Annotated in this window: 20 protein-coding genes; 11 read left to right on the top strand and 9 right to left on the bottom strand. The window is 57.7% G+C overall.

The annotated features are described in order from the left end of the window. Positions 1 to 66 precede the first annotated feature (66 nt). The 7 genes from ACR0BT_RS10075 to upp all read left to right on the top strand — a co-directional run bounded on the left by ACR0BT_RS10075 (position 67) and on the right by upp (position 6,466). Entirely contained in the window at positions 67 to 771 is a 705-nt protein-coding gene (locus tag ACR0BT_RS10075) for a hypothetical protein (RefSeq protein WP_480763071.1), read from the top strand. Continuing rightward, the gene (locus tag ACR0BT_RS10070) at positions 734 to 1,837 is read left to right on the top strand and encodes a cupin domain-containing protein (protein WP_480763070.1); all 1,104 of its coding nucleotides are present in this window, start codon (positions 734 to 736) and stop codon (positions 1,835 to 1,837) included. Before ACR0BT_RS10075 ends, ACR0BT_RS10070 begins: the two co-directional genes overlap by 38 nt. 104 nt (positions 1,838 to 1,941) lie before the next feature. Next, on the top strand, positions 1,942 to 2,334 hold the full coding sequence (locus ACR0BT_RS10065) for a cytidine deaminase (protein ID WP_170391936.1): 393 nt from the start codon (positions 1,942 to 1,944) through the stop codon (positions 2,332 to 2,334). 4 nt (positions 2,335 to 2,338) lie between these two features. Further along, positions 2,339 to 3,646, top strand: coding sequence for a thymidine phosphorylase (locus tag ACR0BT_RS10060; RefSeq protein WP_480763239.1), 1,308 nt, complete (start codon positions 2,339 to 2,341; stop codon positions 3,644 to 3,646). After that, entirely contained in the window at positions 3,643 to 4,854 is a 1,212-nt protein-coding gene (locus tag ACR0BT_RS10055) for a phosphopentomutase (protein WP_480763069.1), read from the top strand. The genes ACR0BT_RS10060 and ACR0BT_RS10055 overlap by 4 nt, the downstream gene beginning before the upstream one ends. Continuing rightward, positions 4,851 to 5,837: an adenosine deaminase gene (locus tag ACR0BT_RS10050; protein WP_480763068.1), complete on the top strand. Its 987-nt coding sequence runs from the start codon at positions 4,851 to 4,853 to the stop codon at positions 5,835 to 5,837. Before ACR0BT_RS10055 ends, ACR0BT_RS10050 begins: the two co-directional genes overlap by 4 nt. Then, a complete protein-coding gene (upp, locus tag ACR0BT_RS10045) occupies positions 5,834 to 6,466 on the top strand; it encodes a uracil phosphoribosyltransferase (RefSeq protein WP_170391930.1) in 633 nt (210 codons plus the stop codon). The genes ACR0BT_RS10050 and upp overlap by 4 nt, the downstream gene beginning before the upstream one ends. Before the next feature lie 3 nt (positions 6,467 to 6,469). Here the strand turns inward: upp and ACR0BT_RS10040 are convergent, their stop codons facing one another. Then, a complete protein-coding gene (locus ACR0BT_RS10040; RefSeq protein ID WP_170401308.1) occupies positions 6,470 to 7,483 on the bottom strand; it encodes a hypothetical protein in 1,014 nt (337 codons plus the stop codon). Between the two features lie 147 nt (positions 7,484 to 7,630). Between ACR0BT_RS10040 and ACR0BT_RS10035 the strand changes: the two genes are divergently transcribed. Beyond that, positions 7,631 to 8,569: a DMT family transporter gene (locus ACR0BT_RS10035; protein ID WP_480763067.1), complete on the top strand. Its 939-nt coding sequence runs from the start codon at positions 7,631 to 7,633 to the stop codon at positions 8,567 to 8,569. 209 nt (positions 8,570 to 8,778) lie between these two features. Further along, positions 8,779 to 9,555, top strand: a complete 777-nt coding sequence (locus ACR0BT_RS10030) for a Hint domain-containing protein (protein ID WP_480763066.1) — start codon at positions 8,779 to 8,781, stop codon at positions 9,553 to 9,555. Between the two features lie 53 nt (positions 9,556 to 9,608). Here ACR0BT_RS10030 and ACR0BT_RS10025 read toward each other — a convergent pair whose 3' ends face one another. The 8 genes from ACR0BT_RS10025 to ACR0BT_RS09990 all read right to left on the bottom strand — a co-directional run bounded on the left by ACR0BT_RS10025 (position 9,609) and on the right by ACR0BT_RS09990 (position 17,213). After that, the gene (locus ACR0BT_RS10025) at positions 9,609 to 11,810 is read right to left on the bottom strand and encodes a 3-hydroxyacyl-CoA dehydrogenase NAD-binding domain-containing protein (RefSeq protein ID WP_480763065.1); all 2,202 of its coding nucleotides are present in this window, start codon (positions 11,808 to 11,810) and stop codon (positions 9,609 to 9,611) included. Then, complete coding sequence (locus ACR0BT_RS10020) at positions 11,803 to 12,291, bottom strand: cupin domain-containing protein (RefSeq protein ID WP_480763064.1); 489 nt, start codon at positions 12,289 to 12,291, stop codon at positions 11,803 to 11,805. Before ACR0BT_RS10020 ends, ACR0BT_RS10025 begins: the two co-directional genes overlap by 8 nt. Then, positions 12,291 to 13,502, bottom strand: a complete 1,212-nt coding sequence (locus tag ACR0BT_RS10015; RefSeq protein WP_480763063.1) for an acetyl-CoA C-acetyltransferase — start codon at positions 13,500 to 13,502, stop codon at positions 12,291 to 12,293. Before ACR0BT_RS10015 ends, ACR0BT_RS10020 begins: the two co-directional genes overlap by 1 nt. Before the next feature lie 12 nt (positions 13,503 to 13,514). Next, on the bottom strand, positions 13,515 to 14,153 hold the full coding sequence (locus tag ACR0BT_RS10010; protein WP_480734532.1) for a glutathione S-transferase family protein: 639 nt from the start codon (positions 14,151 to 14,153) through the stop codon (positions 13,515 to 13,517). Positions 14,154 to 14,184: 31 nt separating this feature from the next. Next, entirely contained in the window at positions 14,185 to 14,397 is a 213-nt protein-coding gene (locus ACR0BT_RS10005) for a hypothetical protein (protein WP_170391916.1), read from the bottom strand. A 53-nt stretch (positions 14,398 to 14,450) separates the two neighbouring features. Continuing rightward, positions 14,451 to 16,232, bottom strand: a complete 1,782-nt coding sequence (locus ACR0BT_RS10000) for an acyl-CoA dehydrogenase C-terminal domain-containing protein (RefSeq protein ID WP_480763062.1) — start codon at positions 16,230 to 16,232, stop codon at positions 14,451 to 14,453. A gap of 38 nt (positions 16,233 to 16,270) precedes the next feature. Next, positions 16,271 to 16,672, bottom strand: coding sequence for a MerR family transcriptional regulator (locus ACR0BT_RS09995; protein ID WP_039536426.1), 402 nt, complete (start codon positions 16,670 to 16,672; stop codon positions 16,271 to 16,273). Positions 16,673 to 16,844: 172 nt separating this feature from the next. Beyond that, positions 16,845 to 17,213 (bottom strand): MerR family transcriptional regulator, encoded by a 369-nt coding sequence (locus ACR0BT_RS09990; RefSeq protein WP_170391912.1) that lies wholly within the window; start codon positions 17,211 to 17,213, stop codon positions 16,845 to 16,847. A 117-nt stretch (positions 17,214 to 17,330) separates the two neighbouring features. Between ACR0BT_RS09990 and ACR0BT_RS09985 the strand changes: the two genes are divergently transcribed. Together ACR0BT_RS09985 and ACR0BT_RS09980 are read left to right on the top strand one after the other, a co-directional pair. Continuing rightward, positions 17,331 to 17,750, top strand: a complete 420-nt coding sequence (locus ACR0BT_RS09985; protein WP_010438901.1) for a PaaI family thioesterase — start codon at positions 17,331 to 17,333, stop codon at positions 17,748 to 17,750. A 1-nt stretch (position 17,751) separates the two neighbouring features. After that, positions 17,752 to 18,270, top strand: coding sequence for a PaaI family thioesterase (locus tag ACR0BT_RS09980; protein ID WP_170625319.1), 519 nt, complete (start codon positions 17,752 to 17,754; stop codon positions 18,268 to 18,270). Positions 18,271 to 18,272: the final 2 nt, after the last annotated feature.

Genomic DNA, 18,272 nt, shown 5'->3' with positions numbered 1-18,272 from the left:
TGCATCGTTTTTATGTACAGCCAATTCCGGGGAACCTGACGGACACCAGAAGCGGCGGACCTTATCATGCGTCATGAAGACAAAGCTTGTGCTAGTGCGCAATTTGCCAACCCTTCAATCAGGATTGGTGCCAATCGGAATGTCTTCTTTGTTGTGCTTGTTTCGGCGGTTTCATTTCTTTTTGTGGTTATGATTTGGCCCGAAGCGGCTGCGGCTTTCATCCAGGAAGGTGGGTTGATTGAGACGATATCGGCCACTGCGTTACTGGCTGCCGGTTTGGTCGCGTTGACGCGTTTCCGAGGCATCTCGCGGCTGTATATCGGATTGGTCTGCCTGCTGTTGGCCGAGCGCGAATTGGAGGCGGAGGTGTACACAGAAGGCAGCGCGCCTTTTGTGGTGCTAAACTGGATTGATTTATTGCTTGATGTGACTGCAGTAAGGATCGCTTTGGCTGCGATCGTCATTGGTGGTTTGCTCTGGCATGGGATACCGAACGGAATTAAGGCACTTAAGATCCGCGCGCCTTTTTTGATGATTTTTTTCCTGGCCGGAAGTGTTGCGGTGCTGGCTCAGCTTCTTGAGGAAATCAGCGGATTGTTCGACGAATACCTTTCGGTTGCGATGGCTACACGTTTGTTCGTGATGGAAGAAACGCTGGAGATGTACTTTTCGATTGGCATTTTGGCTGCTGTTCTGATCGGATGGCCAAAACCAAAATCCGAAGAGAAACAGAATGACCAGCAATACCGGCGACTCCCTCACGCGCGCTGAAATCCGACTGCCGACGCAGGAACTGCGCAACGATATCCCGTTTTATACCAAGGTACTGGGGATGCGGATGGATATGATCTATCCGGCAGATGACCCTCGGGTTGCCGTGTTCTCTGGTCACGGTCTGCGCTTGCGGATCGAGAAAGATGCAGCTGAAGCGGCGGGAACGTTGCGCATTCTGACATCCGATCCAGATGGTTTTGCAGAAGGTCAACGAAGTCTTGTAGCCCCAAACGGCACCCGGATCGAGATTGACGAGTTGAACCCGCCGCTGGTCATGCCGGATACGGTCCACTCTTTTGTAGTCCGTAGGCTCAAGGATCAGGCGCCGTGGATCATTGGACGGGCAGGGATGCACTATCGCGATCTCGTGCCGGACCGGCTGGGCGGATCGATTATCGCCAGCCATATACGTATCCCAGATGGTGGTCCTGTGCCCGATATGGTGCATTTCCACAAAGTCGGATTTCAGCTGATCTTCTGCATCCACGGCTGGGTCGATGTGGTCTACGAAGATCAGGGCGACAAGATGCGCCTGACGGCAGGCGATTGCTTTATTCAGCCGCCTGAAATCCGTCACCGCGTGCTGGAAGCGTCAGACAACGTTCAGGTGATCGAGATTGGTGTCCCAGCCGAGCATGTCACGGAGATTGATCATGAGATGGAACTGCCCACCCCGCATTTCCGTCCGGATCGGGAATGGGATGGGCAGCGGTTCGTTTACAATCAGGCGAAAGATTCCGACTGGGTGCCATTCCGTTTGCCCGGTTACATCTGTCGTGACACGACGATTGCCGAGAATACCAAAGGCGTGGCGGGCGTTCAGGTCGTGCGCCGGGGCGAGGGTAACCCTCAATGGGCCAGCCACGACACCGACATACACTTTACCTTCGTGATGACCGGCGAGGTGACGCTTGAGGGTGAAGGGCGCGAGCCCTATCGGTTGGAACAAGGCGATGCCTTCGTCATCCCGCCGGGAATGCGAACACGGCTGTCAGACCCCTCGCAGGATGTGGAACTGCTTGAGGTGACTTTACCGGGGACCTTCAATACGACGTTGGGTTAGGTCCAAGAAGAAGTGGATAATGGCGTCAAGGGGGCTTCAATTCCCCCGTCGCTTTCCAGTAGGGTATGATATTCTGACCAGATGATCAAAAATTGGGATTCGCCATGTCTTTGAAAGATGCAGCTTTGGCCGTTCGGGAAAATGCCCACGCGCCTTATTCGAATTTCAAGGTCGGGGCGGCGATCCGGTCCAGTTCAGGTGTGATCTATTTTGGCTGCAATGTCGAAAATATTGCTTACCCCGAAGGTACGTGCGCCGAGGCCGGGGCAATCGCGGCAATGGTCGCCGCTGGTGAAAAAGAACTGACCGAGGTCTACGTGGTCGCCAGCAGCCCGCAGCCGGTGCCCCCATGTGGTGGATGCCGTCAGAAACTGGCCGAATTCGGCAACGGGGATGTGGTCGTTACGATGGCAACGGTTGATGGTCTGGAAACCAAAACCACGATTGCCGATCTATTGCCCGGTGCGTTCGACGCGTCGCATATGGAGGATGTCTGACTTCATGGATGCGCGCTCGATCATCGCCAAACTTCGCCGTCAGGAGGTGCCAACTGGTGACGAACTAATGTGGTTCGCGCAAGGCCTGGCCGATGGTGGCGTCAGTGACGCGCAGGCCGGGGCCTTTGCGATGGCTGTCTGTATGGGCGGTCTGGGGGCCAATGGGCGGGCTGATCTGACTGTTGCCATGCGCGACAGCGGCGAGGTGCTGATGTGGGATTTGGACGGGCCGGTGGTCGATAAGCATTCGACCGGTGGGGTCGGCGATTGCGTCAGCCTGCTGCTTGCCCCGGCTTTGGCGGAATGCGGGGCGTATGTGCCGATGATCTCGGGGCGTGGTCTGGGCCATACCGGGGGCACTCTGGACAAGCTCGAGGCCATACCGGGAGTGACCACTCAGATCGGGCAGGCGCGACTGACGCAAGTGCTGAAAGACACCGGGGCAGCCATCGTGGGGGCAACGGGCCAGATCGCCCCTGCGGACAAGCGGCTGTATGCGGTGCGCGATGTGACGGCGACGGTGGAGAGCCTTGACCTGATTACGGCATCAATCCTGTCCAAGAAGCTGGCGGCTAGCCCGGATGCGTTGGTTCTGGACGTTAAGGTGGGCAGCGGCGCGTTCATGAAGACACTCGATGAGGCACGCAATTTGGCGCAGGCCTTGACCGAAACAGCTAATGCCGCTGGTTGCCGGACTTCCGCCGTGATCACCGACATGAGTCAGCCCCTTGCGTCCTCGCTGGGCAACGCGCTGGAGGTGGCTGAGGTGATGAAGGCGCTAACCAGCGGGCAGGGATCGCCTTTGGCGGAAATCTCGGCCGAGTTGGGGGGCGTTCTCATGGCGGATGCCGGTATGTGCGCTACGGCAGAGGAAGGAAACGCCAGTATAGCCCAAGTGATCCGCGATGGTCGTGCAGCCGAACGGTTCGGACGCATGATGGCTGCCGTGGGTGGACCGGTGCATTTCGTTGACACATGGGATCGGTTTTTGCCGGAGGCCAATGTGATCCGGGAAGTTCATGCTCCGCATGGCGGATATGTCTCGTCTATTGATGGCGAGGCGCTGGGCCTCGCAGTCGTGGCCCTAGGCGGTGGGCGCCAGATCGAGAGCGATGAGTTAGATCCGGCGGTTGGCTTGTCGGGCATTCTGAGGGTCGGAGATAAGGTGACCAAAGGCGCTCCTTTGGCGGTTGTTCATGCGGGGCGGGAAGATGCGGCGCAAAGGGCTGCGGCGGTGGTACTGGATGCTATTTCGCTGAGTGACGAACCGGTCGCGCAACCGCCGCAAATCCATGAAAGGATCTGCGCATGAGCCGCGCTTTCCTTGTGGTGATGGACTCGGTGGGTATCGGCGGCGCGCCGGATGCCGATCAGTTTTACAACGGCACCAAACCCGATACAGGCGCGAATACATTGGCCCACATAGCACAAGCTTGTGCCGAGGGGCGTGCGGAAGAAGGGCGGAGAGGACCGTTGCAACTGCCCAACCTGGATGCCATGGGGCTTGGGGCGGCGACCCGTCTGGCCTCGGGCGCACCGACGCCGGGCCTTGAGGCCGCGCCGACGGGCTTGTGGGGTTGCGCACGTGAATATTCTCCGGGAAAGGATACGCCCTCAGGGCATTGGGAACTGGCGGGTTTACCTGTGCCATGGGACTGGCGTTATTTCCCGGATCGCCAGCCAGCGTTTCCCGAAACGCTAAGCAAGGCTGCCGCCGAGGCAGCGGGGACCGACGGAATATTAGGCGACTGCCATGCTTCGGGGACGACGATCATCTCAGAACTGGGGGCCGAGCATATACGTACCGGCTGGCCGATCTGCTACACGTCTGCCGATAGCGTATTCCAGATTGCCGCCCATGAAGACAGCTTTGGGCTCGACCGCCTGCTGGATATGTGCCGCACCCTTGCGCCGCGATTGCACGAGATGAAAGTGGGCCGCGTTATCGCCCGGCCGTTTGTCGGAACGCCCGAAAAGGGGTTCACCCGTACAACCAACCGCAAGGATTTTGCCATCGTTCCACCTGAACCCGTTCTTACGAATTGGGCACAGGATGCCGGTCGCCGTGTGCATGCGGTGGGCAAGATTGGCGATATATTTTCAATGCAGGGGATCGACACGCTGCGAAAGGGTTCGGACGCAGAGTTGATGCACCACCTTTCGGACCTCGTTGATGAGGCGGAAGAGGGCAGTCTGACATTTGCAAACTTTGTCGAGTTCGACAGTCTGTATGGCCATCGGCGCGATATCAGCGGCTATGCCCGTGCGCTGGAATGGTTCGATCGTGAAATTGGCGCGATCCTACAAAAACTGCGCCCCGGTGATCTGATGCTATTGACCGCAGACCACGGCAACGACCCCAGTTGGAGCGGCACTGACCACACCCGTGAACAAGTGCCCGTGCTGATCGCAGGGCAGGGCACGGGCGAGATCGGTCCCGTGAACTTTGCCGATATCGCCGCCAGTATCGCGCACCACCTGAACATACCGGTGCAAGGGCCGGGAAGGACTTTTATATGACAGTCGCTGACCTGCCTAAGATCGAATTACATTTGCACCATGAAGGCGCCGCTCCGCCTAGCTTCATACGCCAACTGGCCCATGAGAAACGAGTGGACCTGAGCGGGATATTCAAACCCGACGGCTCTTATGATTTCCGCGACTTTACCCATTTCCTTAGCGTTTATGAGGCTGCGTGCGAGGTGCTGAAAACGCCTGAAGATTTCCGCCGCCTGACGCTGGCCATTCTGGAAGAGAGCGCCGCGAATGGTGTGGTGTATTCCGAAACATTCCTTAGCCCGGATTTCTGCGGCGGTGGCGATTTGCATGCATGGAAGGATTACCTGACTGCGATTCAGGACGCCGCAGACGAGGCCGAGCGCAAATTCGGGATCACCCTGCGTGGTGTCATCACTTGCGTGCGCCATTTTGGACCCGAGCAAGCCAAGGCCAGCGCCCATTGTGCGGCTGAAACTGCAGGTGACTGGATTACCGGATTTGGTATGGGCGGCAACGAATCCGTCGGAACGCAGGGCGATTTCAAATGGGCCTTTGACTGCGCGCGCGAGGCTGGGTTGCGATTGACGACCCATGCCGGTGAATTTGGCGGTCCAGAGAGTGTTCGGGATGCTGTCCGTGATTTGGGGGTCGAGCGCATAGGCCATGGCGTTCGCGCCATCGAAGACCCGGATCTTGTGTACGAGTTAGTTGACCGGGGCATAACGCTTGAGGTCTGCCCGGGTTCAAACGTGGTACTGGGCCTGTTTCCTGATTTTGCCGCCCATCCCATCGCGAAATTGCGTGATGCAGGCGTCAACGTCACGGTATCCACTGACGATCCGCCGTTTTTTCATACCACGATGCGGCGCGAATATGAGATGCTGAATGCAGCGTTCGGCTGGCAAGCCGAAGATTTTGCTGCCCTGAATGAAACAGCCCTGAACGCGGCCTTTTGCGATGAAGAGACCCGCGCGCGGGTCAAGAAAAGACTGGAGACATCATGAGCGATCACCTGACCGTCGTCGACCACCCACTGGTGCAGCACAAATTGACGCTCATGCGGGACAAAGGCACCTCAACCGCTGTGTTCCGGCAGTTGCTGCGCGAAATCACGCTTTTGCTGGCTTATGAGGTCACCCGCGAGATGCCGCTGACCACCCGCCATATCGAAACCCCGATGGAAGAAATGGACGCTCCCATTCTGGCGGGCAAGAAATTGGCGCTGGTATCGATCCTGCGGGCCGGAAATGGGATGCTGGACGGCGTGCTGGAGCTTATTCCCTCTGCCCGAGTGGGGTTCGTGGGGCTTTATCGGGATGAAGAGACGCTGAAGCCGGTCCAATACTATTTCAAAGCTCCCGAGGGTTTGACGGACCGTTTGGTCATTGCTGTTGATCCGATGCTGGCAACCGGCAACAGCTCGGCTGCGGCCATTGATTTGCTGAAAGAGCAGGGGGCGAAAGATATCCGCTTTCTATGCCTGCTGGCTGCCCCCGAGGGCGTCGCGCGCATGAAAGAGGCGCACCCAGATGTCAAAATCGTCACGGCCGCGCTGGATCGTGAGCTGAACTCAAAGGGTTACATTATGCCTGGACTAGGTGACGCTGGCGACCGGATGTTCGGGACCAAATAGGTGCTATTGCCCGCAAATATTCTGTAGCCGGACCCAATCGCGGTCGGGCAGTACCTGTTCCAAAGTACGACCCGCCATCGGATCGGCTTCTATCAATCCAAGCACGGACTCGCCTGTGATATCAAGCGCATAGGCGTATGGGGTCGAGGGCAGTGCGGTCTGTGCAAAAACCGCGAGCAGCACGTCATCGCTTAGCTGCGGCTGTGGACCGGATAGAACCTGCTCAGTGTAGGTGTCCACGATCTCGGGCGTCAATTCGCCGGTGGTCAGCAACCGAAATGCGGCACTCGGGCCTGTACGGTCCAACAGATCGTCCAGCGGTTCCTGCTGAGTTGCCCGCGCGCGCGCGGCTATGATGTATCCGGCGGCAACGGCTGGGTCTTCGTGATCTTCGACCAGTGCCCGGTTTAGCAGTACGGTTCCACCCGGCAGGCTCAGGCTGTCAGGCAGACCTGCTGGAAGGATCACGATTTGGCGGACACCGGTGCGGCGCGCCAGCTGATCCAGCGACGCTTGCGCATCAGGCGAAGAGCAAGCCTTGCCTGACACCCTTTCGATCCGCTGCAGGATTGCATCGCCGATTTCTTGTTGCTTGACCTCTGGCACTACCGAAACAACATGGCGCTGCAGTGCTCTGGGTAGCCAAAACAAAAGCACTGCCAAGACCGCCAGAACAACCCCTGCAACGCTGAGCCAACGCAGCCGTCCGGGATGTGGTCTGGCACGGTCGATGGCGCGCTGCAGCCGGTCAATTGCTTCGATCATTGTGGTTTCAGATTCTGCAAGCTCCAGTGTTTCGCCGGGATCGCCGTCGGGATTGAATATTGCAGGGTAGGTTCCGGGGTTTTGTCGCTCTAGCGCCGCCAGCGACCAATGGGTCAGCGCGCTGTCATTGAAGTCAGAAATCGTCAGAGTGGCTTCACCAATCGATACGACTACTTCGCGCCGTTGCTCATCGGGCGAGGGACGCCACAGACCGGTGGCTTCGATCCGCTGGTACTGTTTGAGTGCGGTCATCGGGTAATGCTGCTCGAATATTATTTTGCGCCAAGCTTAGCATGGCGAAAACCAGCGGCGCAAACCTGTTGCGCAGTGTTTGTGAAATGTGCTGAGTGTGCCGGGTAAGTTTCGGCCAGAACGGGCTGATTAAGGGCAGAGGCGCGGATGCAGTCACAACAACAAACCCATTCAATCATGGCGTCGTTGCTGATGGTTGCGGCCATGTCCATTATCGGCGTGATCGACAATTTCGTGATCCGCGTGGCCGAGAGCGTGGGGCTATGGCAGTTTCACCTAAGTCGCGCCTTACTGATGCTGCCGCTGATCGCGGTGTTGTCGATATTGGGTATGGGCACCTTGAGGCCCCGGCGGATTGGTATCGTCGCGGTGCGCAGCGTGTTGATAACGCTGGCAATGCTTTTCTATTTCAGCGCGCTGGCATTGATGCCCATCGCTCAGGCGCTTGCCGGGTTATTCACATCGCCGATATTCGTGCTGTTGATTTCGGCCCTTTTGTTGAAGCAGCGCATAGGTCCCTGGCGGATCGTGGCTGTTTTATTGGGGTTTTCGGGAATTCTGTGCGTATTGCAGCCGGACCCGACATCATTTGACGTAAAGACGCTACTGCCAGTCGCTGGTGGCTTCTTTTACGCACTCAGCGCTGTTGTAACGCGCACCCACTGTTCCGACGAAAGCACTGTTGCGCTGCTGGCGGCGATGGTTGTCACACTGGGGCTTGCGGGGGCGATCGGACTGATCTGGCTTGCCCTGTTTCCGGTTGGCGTGCCAGTCGGGCCGGATGGCTTCGCGATACGCGGTTGGGTTTGGCCGATGCAAGACGCGTTGCCTTGGGTTGTGGTTCAGGCCGTGGGCTCAACAATTGCCGTTTTCATGCTGATCAAAGCCTATCAACTGGGTGAGCCATCATATGTCGCAGTCTTTGAATACTCGGTCATGATATTTGGCCCGCTCTTTGCCTGGGTGGCGTTTGGGCAGTCCGTCGGGCAGATGCAAATCATCGGCATTGGCATGATCGCCTCTGCCGGAGTGCTGCTTGGGTGGCGGGAGCGGCGGATATCCTCGCTACAGCAGGCGGCGCAGTAAGAACGGAATGGATTCGGCTTGTATCCCTCTTAGTATCGTTTCGAAATGCATATCAAAGCCCGTTCGGAATACTGATTTGTTTATTCAAAACCAGTAAATTGCGGCGAAACTGACCTAATTTGGCTTCAAATGTGGCAAAACTAAGTCCAATTGAGGCACAACTCTAAGACCTTCTGAGTTGTTTGAAGGTGCCAACAGGGGGACGGCACGTGTTAGAGTTAGTGAGTGTTTCGGGGTATTCGAAACGTGAAGTTAAAGGCCGACAGGCCTTTGTGGGGCAGGCCGCATCAGCGCGTCGTGGGGGATTGCTGTACGGAACCAAAGTGTCCACAACAGGGGGCTGGAAACGGGTCGAAAGACTGGTTGCAGGCGATCTGGTGCGGACACGGGACCATGGGTTCAAAGAATTGAGGCGCGTTTGCGTTGACCGGATCGTGGTGGCGGGAGACGAGCGCAGGCCCGAGCATTTGCCGGTTCTTGTGCCATCCCGAGCAGCTTATAATGGGCGTCCTGTTTGGCTGATGCCGGAACAAGGTATGGCGTTGGATCAAGGCAAGCTTGGTGTTGGAATCGAGGGGGTTTCGATCATTCCAGCTCGAACGCTCAGCGGGGTGGGGCGTATTGAGTCCAGCACGCCTGCGCAGTCCTTCGATGTCACGTCATTATTCTTTGACGAGGATGAGCTGGTTTTTATCGAGGGCGGATTTCAGGCTTATTGCCCGTCCGGTCGCATGAATACCGGGTCAAGTCGAAACCCGGAGTTTTATGAAGTCGCAGATGCTGAACACGCCGATCTTCTGATCGAGGCCGTGACCGGCAAAGGGAACCTTTCGGCTTTGACCAACCCGTTGGCCGCGTTACCTGCACCCATTCCACAAGAACCGATTTTCCCGATCCGGCCTGCGTTGGGCGTACGTCGACCCGGGCGACCGGGGCGGCCCAATATGCCTGCGCTGTTCCTGCGGCCTGAATGGCAGCTGCAATAGTACGTGTATAAGAATAAAGCAGGCGCATGGGTTCATGCGCCTGCTTTGTCTGTTCAGGCGGCCTGTGCTTCGGGGTTGAAGCGGCCATAGAAGCTCTGACCTTTTTCCGCCATCTCGCGCAGCAACGGCGGGCAGGCAAAGCGCTCACCATAGGCTTCGGTCAGTTGATCGCAGCGTTCGGCGGCGTAGGGCGTACCAATGATGTCCAACCAGCTGAGCGGGCCACCGGACCACGGCGCAAAGCCCCAGCCAAGTATCGCACCCACGTCGCCCTCGCGGATGTCCTCCAGAACACCCTCTTCTAGCGCACGGACGGCTTCCAGAACCTGTGCGAACATCAGACGTTCCTGCACTTCGATCAGGTCGGGCTGGTTTGCGGCATGTGGGTATTTGTCCTGCAGGCCCTTCCAATACTCGACGCGTTTGCCCTTGTCGTCATAGTCGAAGAATCCTGCATTGGCCTTGCGACCCAGACGACCTTGTTCTTCCATCCAAAAGATCAGATCATCGCCCGGATTTTCCGGGTAAGCGTTGCCCATAGCTGCCTTAGTAGCGCGGGCGATCTTGGCCCCCAGGTCAATCGAGGTTTCGTCGTTCAGCTGAATGGGTCCTACGGGGAAGCCCAACTGACGCGCCGCATTGTCGATCAGAACAGGGCTGACGCCTTCAGTGATCATCCGCAGACCTTCGTTGATGTACGGAATAATGCAGCGGTTGGCGTAGAAGAAGCGCGCGTCATTGACCACGATCGGTGTCTTGCGGATTTGGCGCACATAGTCCAGCGCCTTGGCGACAGCACGATCGCCGGTCTCCTTGCCTTTGATGATCTCGACCAAGAACATCTTCTCGACCGGTGAGAAGAAGTGGATGCCAATGAATTGCTCGGGCCGTACGCTGGCCCTGGCCAGATCTGTGATCGGTAGGGTCGAGGTGTTCGACGCAAAGATGCAATCCTCGGGGATGATCGCCTCGACCTTCTTGGTCATTTCAGCCTTGACGCCGGGGTCTTCGAACACGGCTTCGATGATCAGGTCGCAGCCTTTCAGGTGCTCCAGATCGGGCGTGGCGGTAATGCGGTCCAACAGGGCTTCTTTCTTCTCAGCCGTCGCTTTGCCGCGCTTGATCCCTTTATCCATGTAGCTTTCGCTATAGGCTTTGCCTTTGTCGGCAGCCGCCTGATCGCGGTCGATCAGAACGACCTCCATCCCGGCCTGTGCCGAGACTAGCGCGATACCAGCCCCCATCATGCCGGCACCCAGAACGCCGATCTTCTTGACCCGCTGATCGGGCACGTCCTTGGGCCGCACTGCGCCTTTCTCCAGCGCCTCCTTGTTCAGAAACAGCGACCGGATCATCGCCGACGAGGACGGGTTCATGAGCACATTGGTGAACCAGCGCGCCTCAATCTTCAAGGCGGTGTCGAAGTCAACCAGCGCGCCTTCATATATCGAACTCAGTAGAGCCTTGGCTGCCGGGAAGGCACCTTGGGTCTTGCCGTTCACCATGGCGCTTGCGCCCACGAAGGTCATGAAACCGGCGGGGTGGTAGGGAGCGCCGCCGGGCATCTTGTAGCCCTTGGCATCCCACGGCTTTACCAGATCGGCTTCCTTGGCGTTCAGTACCCATTCCTTGGCTGCCGCAACCGGATCATCCGCCACCGCGTCGATCAATTGCGCGCCTTTGGCCTTCTTCGGGTCCATCATCTTGCCCTCAAGCAAGACGGGTGCCGCCGCCATTGCGCCGACCATACGGCTGTAGCGCATGGTGCCGCCTCCACCAGGGAAGATACCCAGCAGAATCTCAGGCAGGCCGATCTTGGATTTCGGATTGCTGGTCATCACACGGTGATGACAGGCCAATGCGATCTCGGTCCCGATCCCTGCGCAGGTGCCGTTGATTGCACAGGCGACCGGCTTGCCGCCTTTTTTGGACTTGGGGTCCATGCCTGCCAGTTCCAGCCGACGTAGGATGTTATGGCCACTCATGACGAAATCGAACAGTGCCTGCGCGGGTTCGTCGCCGGCCTCCTGTCGGATCGTGGCGAGCGTGCTCAAGTCCATGCCGCCTGCAAACGACCCTTCTTTTCCACTGGTGATAACGATGCCCTTGATCTCATCATCCGCCAGCGCCTGATCGATCAGATCACCGACCAGAGTGAAGGCCTCGCGCGACAGGACGTTCATGGATTTGCCGGGAACGTCCCAGGTGATGAAGGCGACGCCATCGGCGTCTTTGCTGAGGGTGAAATCAGTCATTGTCATCTCCAATCTGGTCAGCCGTCAGCGGGCTGCCATCCTTGCGAGTGAAAGAGAATCCGTTCTCATCATCTTTCACCATCATGTCTATATCGCTGTAATAGCCGGTCTCTGTCGGGGTCCGGGTGCCCACCACCAGAAAGGTTGCGGGCGCGTCGGTTTTGTTCACAAGGTGATGGCCATTGGTCTCACCTGCAGGCCAAGCGGCGCAGTCACCGGGCAGCATCTCATGCTCGCCATCATCATCGATCAGCATGCATTTGCCGCTGAGCATGATGGCAAATTCGTCCTGCTCCATGTGGTAATGGCGCAGCGAGGATAGCCCCGAGGGCTCCAAACGTACGATGTTGACCCCGTATTGGGTCAGCCTGCCTGCATCTCCGACGCGCTGGACAAAACGACCCGCGGTGGCCTCGGCTAACTTGCCGGGATAAGATGAACCGCCTTTGAACGGTATCTGAGAAAGATCCAGTTTGGGCATCAGACGCGCTCGATAATTGTTGCCGCACCCATACCGGATGCGATGCAGAGTGTGGCCAGACCGGTTTCCTTGTCCTGACGCTCCAACTCGTCCAGCAGCGTACCGATAATCATCGCGCCGGTTGCACCCAGCGGGTGACCCATCGCGATCGAGCCGCCGTTGACGTTAACCAGCGCCGGATCAACATCGAACGCCTGCTGGAAGCGCAGCACGACCGAGGCGAAGGCTTCGTTCACTTCGAAAAGGTCAAGATCGCCGATTTTCATTCCGTTGTCGGCCAGAATTTTCTCAGTCACCGGAACCGGACCGGTCAGCATTATGGTCGGATCAGTGCCGATCTTGGCAGTTGCCTTGATGCGCGCGCGCGGCTTAAGGCCGTATTTCTCGCCGAACTCCTTATTGCCGATCAGCACAGCGGCCGCACCGTCCACGATGCCCGAACTGTTGCCCGCGTGGTGTATGTGGTTGATCCGCTCAAGATGCGGGTATTTGATCATCGCCACCTTGTCGAAGCCCGGCATCTGCTCACCCATCATTGCGAAAGACGGGTTCAGCGCGCCAAGCGACTGCATGTCTGTGCCGGGACGCATGTACTCGTCGCGGTCCAGAATGGTCAGACCGTTCTGATCTTTGATGGTGATCACCGACTTTTCAAACCGGTTGTCTTCCCAAGCCGCTGCTGCGCGTTTTTGGGATTCAACGGCCAGAGCATCCGCATCATCGCGGCTGAACTCATATTCAGTTGCGATTATGTCAGCCGAGATACCTTGCGGCACAAAATAGGTTTCCATCGCCAACGACGGGTCAACGGCAATCGCCGCACCGTCGCTACCCATGGCCACGCGGCCCATCATCTCGACACCGCCTGCGATATAGGCTTCTCCAGCGCCGCCTTTGACCTGGTTTGCCGCCAAGTTCACAGCTTCCATGCCCGAGGCGCAGAAACGGTTGATCGCCAGACCGGGGATCGATTCATCTAGATCCGAAGCCAGAACTGCCGAGCGCGCCAGACAGCCGCCTTGCTCCATCACCTGCGTGACGTTGCCCCAGATCACGTCTTCAACGGCGTGACCTTCCAGATTATTGCGCTCTTTCATTGCGTTCAGGGTCAGGGCGGACAGGCGCACCGAGGTTACCTCGTGCAGGCTGCCATCCTTGCGGCCCTTGCCGCGCGGAGTGCGCAGGGCGTCATAGATATAGGCTTCGGTCATGGGGTCTTCTCCTTAAGCTCGATCCGACGGGTTGCCGGGCATCAGGTCGTAGGGGTGTTTCCAACCGGGCTGTTCGCAAAGGCGCGTCAGCCAGGCATCGATGTTGGGCCAGTCGGCGCGATCAAAGCCAAATGGTTCGGGATAATAGAGGTAGCCGCAGCAGCTGATATCAGCATTGGTCACGCCGTCACCAACGATCCAGTCGCGGCCTTCAAGATGGGCGTTCAGTGTCTGATAAGCAGCCTTGAGGCGACCCTGATTGAACGCGATCACATCCGGGTTGCGGTGCTTTTCGGGCAGGAAGTTAATCAGGAAACGGGTCAGCCCAGCCATTGAGCTAAGCTTGTGATTGTCCCACAGAACCCATCGGAAAATCTCGTAGTTCTCATCACGATCCTTGCCGCCGAATTTGCCGGACTTCTCGGTGACATAGGCCTGGATTGCCCCAGACTGACTGGTGCGAAAATCGCCATCGACCAGTACGGGTGCTTCGCCCATTTCGTTCACTTCGGCCCGGAATTCAGGGGTGCGCGTTGCGCCGTTGAAAAAGTCGACAAAGACCGCTTCCCACTCCAGACCTGACATCTCAAGCGCCAGAGCGGCTTTGTAGCTGTTTCCGCTTTCACCGAAGCAATGCAGTTTGATGGTCATTTGGGCGCCCCTCCCAAGGCGTATTGCGCGTTCAGCGCTTTCTTGCGTCCAGCTCGGAGTTGAAGATGCGCAATCTGTGCGTCAGGTTCTCGTGATCAATCACGCTATTGAAATTCTCGAACAGGAACGACAAAGCCTCACCTTCATCCAATCCCGCCTCTCGCGCGAAACCGCGGAGTTTGCGATAGCCATCCTCGGTCATGGCGACGGGAAAGCGGCGGGTCAGGCGAAAGCGTTTTGGCATCTTGTCTCCTCCGAGGGTGGGTTCGGGCTACGACGCCCGAGCCCACACTGAGATCAGAAGTTCGCTGCGTCCAGCGCCATTACCGTGTCCGCTCCGGTTTGGATGCGCGCCAAATGCATGGCTGTCGCGGGCAGGCGACGGGCCATGTAGAAGCGACCGGTATTGATCTTGGTCTCGTAGAACTCTTTGTCCGAGGCGCCACCATCCAGCGCTTCGCGAGCGGCTTTCGCCATCTGAGCCCACATCAGGCCCAGGCAAACATGACCAAACATGTGCATAAAGTCATACGAACCGGACAGCGCGTTGTTAGGGTTCTTCATGCCTTCCTGCATGAAATACATGCCAGCGGCCTGCAGGTCCTTGGACGCGGCCTTCAGCGGTTCGATGAACGCTTTGTCATAAGCTTCATCCTTGCCGGCATTTTCCTTGCAGAAGGTTTTAACCATCTCAAAGAACGCCATGACATGCTTGCCGCCATCCTGCGCCAGCTTCCGGCCAACAAGATCCAACGCCTGAACGCCGTTTGCCCCTTCGTAGATCATCGCGATGCGGGCGTCGCGGGTGTATTGCGACATGCCCCATTCTTCGATGTAGCCATGGCCGCCATAGACCTGCTGCGCCTGAACGGTCATGTCGTAACCTTCATCCGTCAGGAAGCCCTTGATGACCGGTGTCAGCAGCGAGATCAGCCCGTCGGCATCCTTGTCACCCGAGCGGTGCGCCTTGTCGATCATGGTCGCGCCCCACAGGATGAACGCACGTGCGCCCTCGGTGAAGCTTTTCTGATCCATCAGGTTGCGACGGATGTCAGGGTGCACGATCAGCGGATCGGCCGGGCCATCCGGGTTCTTCACACCTGTTACGTCGCGGCCCTGCAGGCGGTCTTTGGCGTATTCGACGGCGTTTTGATACGCTGCCTCGGCCTGGGACAGGCCTTGCATGCCCACACCCAGACGCGCTTCGTTCATCATCGTAAACATGGCGCGCATGCCTTTGTGCTCGTCGCCCAGCAGCCAGCCGGTGGCCTCGTCATAGTTCATGACGCAGGTTGAATTGCCGTGGATGCCCATCTTTTCTTCGATCTTGCCGACCGAAACACCATTACGCTCGCCCGGAGTACCGTCTTCGTTCACGATAAACTTCGGGACAATAAACAGCGACACACCTTTGATGCCCTCGGGTCCGCCTGGAATTTTGGCCAGCACCAGGTGAATGATGTTGTCGGCCATGTCGTGATCGCCCGCCGAGATAAAGATTTTCTGACCGGAAATCTTGTAGCTGCCGTCGCCCCGAGGTTCCGCCTTGGTGCGCATCAGGCCCAGATCGGTACCGCAATGCGGTTCGGTCAGGTTCATGGTGCCGGTCCATTCGCAGCTGACCATGTTGGGCAGGTACGTGTTCTTTTGCTCATCCGAACCATGAGCGAGGATCGCCGAGGCCGCGCCGTGGGTCAGGCCCTGATACATCACAAACGCCTGGTTCGCGCCCGAGAACATCTCACCCACCGCAGTGCCCATCACATAGGGCATGTTCTGGCCGCCATACTCTTCCGGCATGTCGAGACCTGTCCAGCCACCTTCCTTCATCTGCTCGAAGGCGTCTTTGAAACCAGTAGGGGTGTACACAATCCCGTTTTCCAACCGGCACCCTTCGATGTCACCAACCACGTTCAGTGGGTGCAACACATTGGTGGCAACTTTGCCCGCTTCTTCCAGAACCGCGCCGGTAAACTCGGCCTCCAGTTCATCATAGCCGGGGATATCCGACTGCGAGACTTTCAGAACATCGTGCAGGATGAACTGCGTATCTTTGGTTGGCGCGTTATAGACGGGCATGTGAAGCTCCCTTAATTCATATGTCCGAAAGGCCGGGCTTATTCGGCGGCCTTCTTTTCCTGTTTCATCGAGGCGATAACCTTTTCGCCCCAGCGCAACTGCTCTTTTAGTTCGTCAATGGCCTGCGTCAGCTCTTCGCGGCGCGATTCCATGTCAGCAAGGCGCTCGCACGCGATTTCATAAGTGCGGGACATCTGGGTCAGCTGCTGGTCACCCACGTGGTACAGGTCCAGAAGCTGGCGGATCTCTTCGAGGCTGAAGCCAAAGCGCTTGCCGCGCAGGATCAGTTTTAGGCGTGCACGATCCCGTTTGGTGAACAAGCGCTTTTGGCCCTCGCGGATCGGAAACAAAAGCTCTTTGGCCTCGTAGAACCGCAATGTGCGGGGCGTGACATCATATGTCTCGCACATTTCGCGGATGGTCAGCAGATCTTCGGTCATGGTTCAAACTCTCATCACTGGCGTCATGCAATCTGAGTTGCGCAGTCGATGAGCGTTTTACAACACACAAGTGACGTTTACGTAATGCGGACGCTGCGTCACAAAATAGTTGACGTAACATCCAGTCGCGTAAGCAGGGGTTTCGGCAATTTTCTTGCCGTAGGGGAAGGGGCTATTTCAGCAGGCCGACGGTCTGATCGCGCAATTGCTGAAGCGCATCCATTGCTTCATCCAACTGCGCGCGCTGCTGGCGCAGCTCTTCCATTTGACGATCGGCCATCTCGATAAAGGTCGCCATCTGCGCCTGATTGCCCTGATCTTCGTAGATCAGCAGCCACTGACGAATCTCTTCCAAAGGAAATCCAAACTTTCGACCACGCATGATCAGTTTCATCCGGGCGCATTCACGAGGCCCGTAAAACCGCGACCTGCCTTCACGGTCAGGCTGCAGCAATTCGATGTATTCGTAATAGCGCAGGGTGCGTGGGGTCACGTCGAACTCGGCGCACATTTCTTTGAATGACAAACGGGTGTCGGACATTCCGGGTCTCCTTGGCAGCAACCTAGGGCGTCGTTGCGGCAAGCGCAACAGGTGGGCTTGCCCTTGGTGTAAACGCAGGCCCATAAAGGGGCAGGTACAAGGACAGGACCCAACCCCATGGTCGATAAGACAGTTTTAGCGCGCCAGTTCATCGAGGCGATTCCGCACGCCAAGGCCTTGGGGCTTGATCTGACCCATATCGGAGAGGGTGAGGCTGAAATCTCGATGCCCTATAACGAGCAACTGATCGGCGATCCTCGGACTGGCGTGATCCATGGCGGGGCTGTTTCGGCCATGCTGGATACCTGTTGCGGTGCCGCAGTGATGAGCCACCCCTCGGCCCCGGGAGGAACCGCCACCATAGATCTGCGTATTGATTACATGCGGGCCGCAACGCCGGGTCAAAGTATCCGGACCCGCGCGACCTGCTATCACATCACGCGCAACGTGGCTTTTGTGCGGGCTACGGCGACGGATGATGACAGCGACCGTCCCGTTGCCACCGCTTCAGGTGCCTTCACCGTGGAGGGTCGCTAAGATGGCAAGACCTCGCCCCGAACCCATGCAGGTGGTCAAGCAACGCCGTGATGCCGCTCTGACCGCGCTGGTCGAAGGTGTGCCGTATGTACAGTTCCTCAATATAACATTCGACCGGCGGGGGGACGAACTGACAGGCGTTCTTAATTTCGATGAGAAGTTGATCGGTAATCCTTTTCTACCCGCTATCCACGGTGGGGTGACAGCGGCGTTTCTGGAAGTCACTGCCGTAATCACGCTGAGTTGGGAACATATGTTTCCCAGGATTGAAAGCGGTGAGATCGATGCGGAAGATATCTTGACTGACGTGAATATCCGCTTTCCCAAAACCATCGACTTCACGGTCGACTACCTGCGGTCGGGCCTGCCGCGAGACGCCTATGCGCGCGCTTTCATCAACCGCTCGGGTCGACGTTATGCGTCTGTCCGGGTCGAAGCCTGGCAAGACAATCACACCAAACTCTTTGCGCAAGGTACGGGGCACTTCCTGATGCCGCAATCTCCGACATCGAAAGACTAAGG

Source organism: Ruegeria sp. CJ6 (assembly GCF_056536665.1).
Note: the sequence above shows the minus strand (reverse complement) of the source record. Positions and strands in the feature narration are given on the sequence as shown.

Coding starts and splice junctions, on each gene's coding strand:
- ACR0BT_RS10035 (WP_480763067.1), top strand. CDS start 7,631: ATGCAGTCACAACAACAAACCCATTCAATCATGGCGTCGTTGCTGATG.
- ACR0BT_RS10050 (WP_480763068.1), top strand. CDS start 4,851: ATGACAGTCGCTGACCTGCCTAAGATCGAATTACATTTGCACCATGAA.
- ACR0BT_RS09985 (WP_010438901.1), top strand. CDS start 17,331: ATGGTCGATAAGACAGTTTTAGCGCGCCAGTTCATCGAGGCGATTCCG.
- ACR0BT_RS10055 (WP_480763069.1), top strand. CDS start 3,643: ATGAGCCGCGCTTTCCTTGTGGTGATGGACTCGGTGGGTATCGGCGGC.
- ACR0BT_RS10075 (WP_480763071.1), top strand. CDS start 67: ATGCGTCATGAAGACAAAGCTTGTGCTAGTGCGCAATTTGCCAACCCT.
- ACR0BT_RS10070 (WP_480763070.1), top strand. CDS start 734: ATGACCAGCAATACCGGCGACTCCCTCACGCGCGCTGAAATCCGACTG.
- ACR0BT_RS10065 (WP_170391936.1), top strand. CDS start 1,942: ATGTCTTTGAAAGATGCAGCTTTGGCCGTTCGGGAAAATGCCCACGCG.
- ACR0BT_RS10010 (WP_480734532.1), bottom strand. CDS start 14,153: ATGACCATCAAACTGCATTGCTTCGGTGAAAGCGGAAACAGCTACAAA.
- ACR0BT_RS09995 (WP_039536426.1), bottom strand. CDS start 16,672: ATGACCGAAGATCTGCTGACCATCCGCGAAATGTGCGAGACATATGAT.
- ACR0BT_RS10000 (WP_480763062.1), bottom strand. CDS start 16,232: ATGCCCGTCTATAACGCGCCAACCAAAGATACGCAGTTCATCCTGCAC.
- upp (WP_170391930.1), top strand. CDS start 5,834: ATGAGCGATCACCTGACCGTCGTCGACCACCCACTGGTGCAGCACAAA.
- ACR0BT_RS10020 (WP_480763064.1), bottom strand. CDS start 12,291: ATGCCCAAACTGGATCTTTCTCAGATACCGTTCAAAGGCGGTTCATCT.
- ACR0BT_RS10040 (WP_170401308.1), bottom strand. CDS start 7,483: ATGACCGCACTCAAACAGTACCAGCGGATCGAAGCCACCGGTCTGTGG.
- ACR0BT_RS09980 (WP_170625319.1), top strand. CDS start 17,752: ATGGCAAGACCTCGCCCCGAACCCATGCAGGTGGTCAAGCAACGCCGT.
- ACR0BT_RS09990 (WP_170391912.1), bottom strand. CDS start 17,213: ATGTCCGACACCCGTTTGTCATTCAAAGAAATGTGCGCCGAGTTCGAC.
- ACR0BT_RS10005 (WP_170391916.1), bottom strand. CDS start 14,397: ATGCCAAAACGCTTTCGCCTGACCCGCCGCTTTCCCGTCGCCATGACC.
- ACR0BT_RS10025 (WP_480763065.1), bottom strand. CDS start 11,810: ATGACTGATTTCACCCTCAGCAAAGACGCCGATGGCGTCGCCTTCATC.
- ACR0BT_RS10015 (WP_480763063.1), bottom strand. CDS start 13,502: ATGACCGAAGCCTATATCTATGACGCCCTGCGCACTCCGCGCGGCAAG.
- ACR0BT_RS10060 (WP_480763239.1), top strand. CDS start 2,339: ATGGATGCGCGCTCGATCATCGCCAAACTTCGCCGTCAGGAGGTGCCA.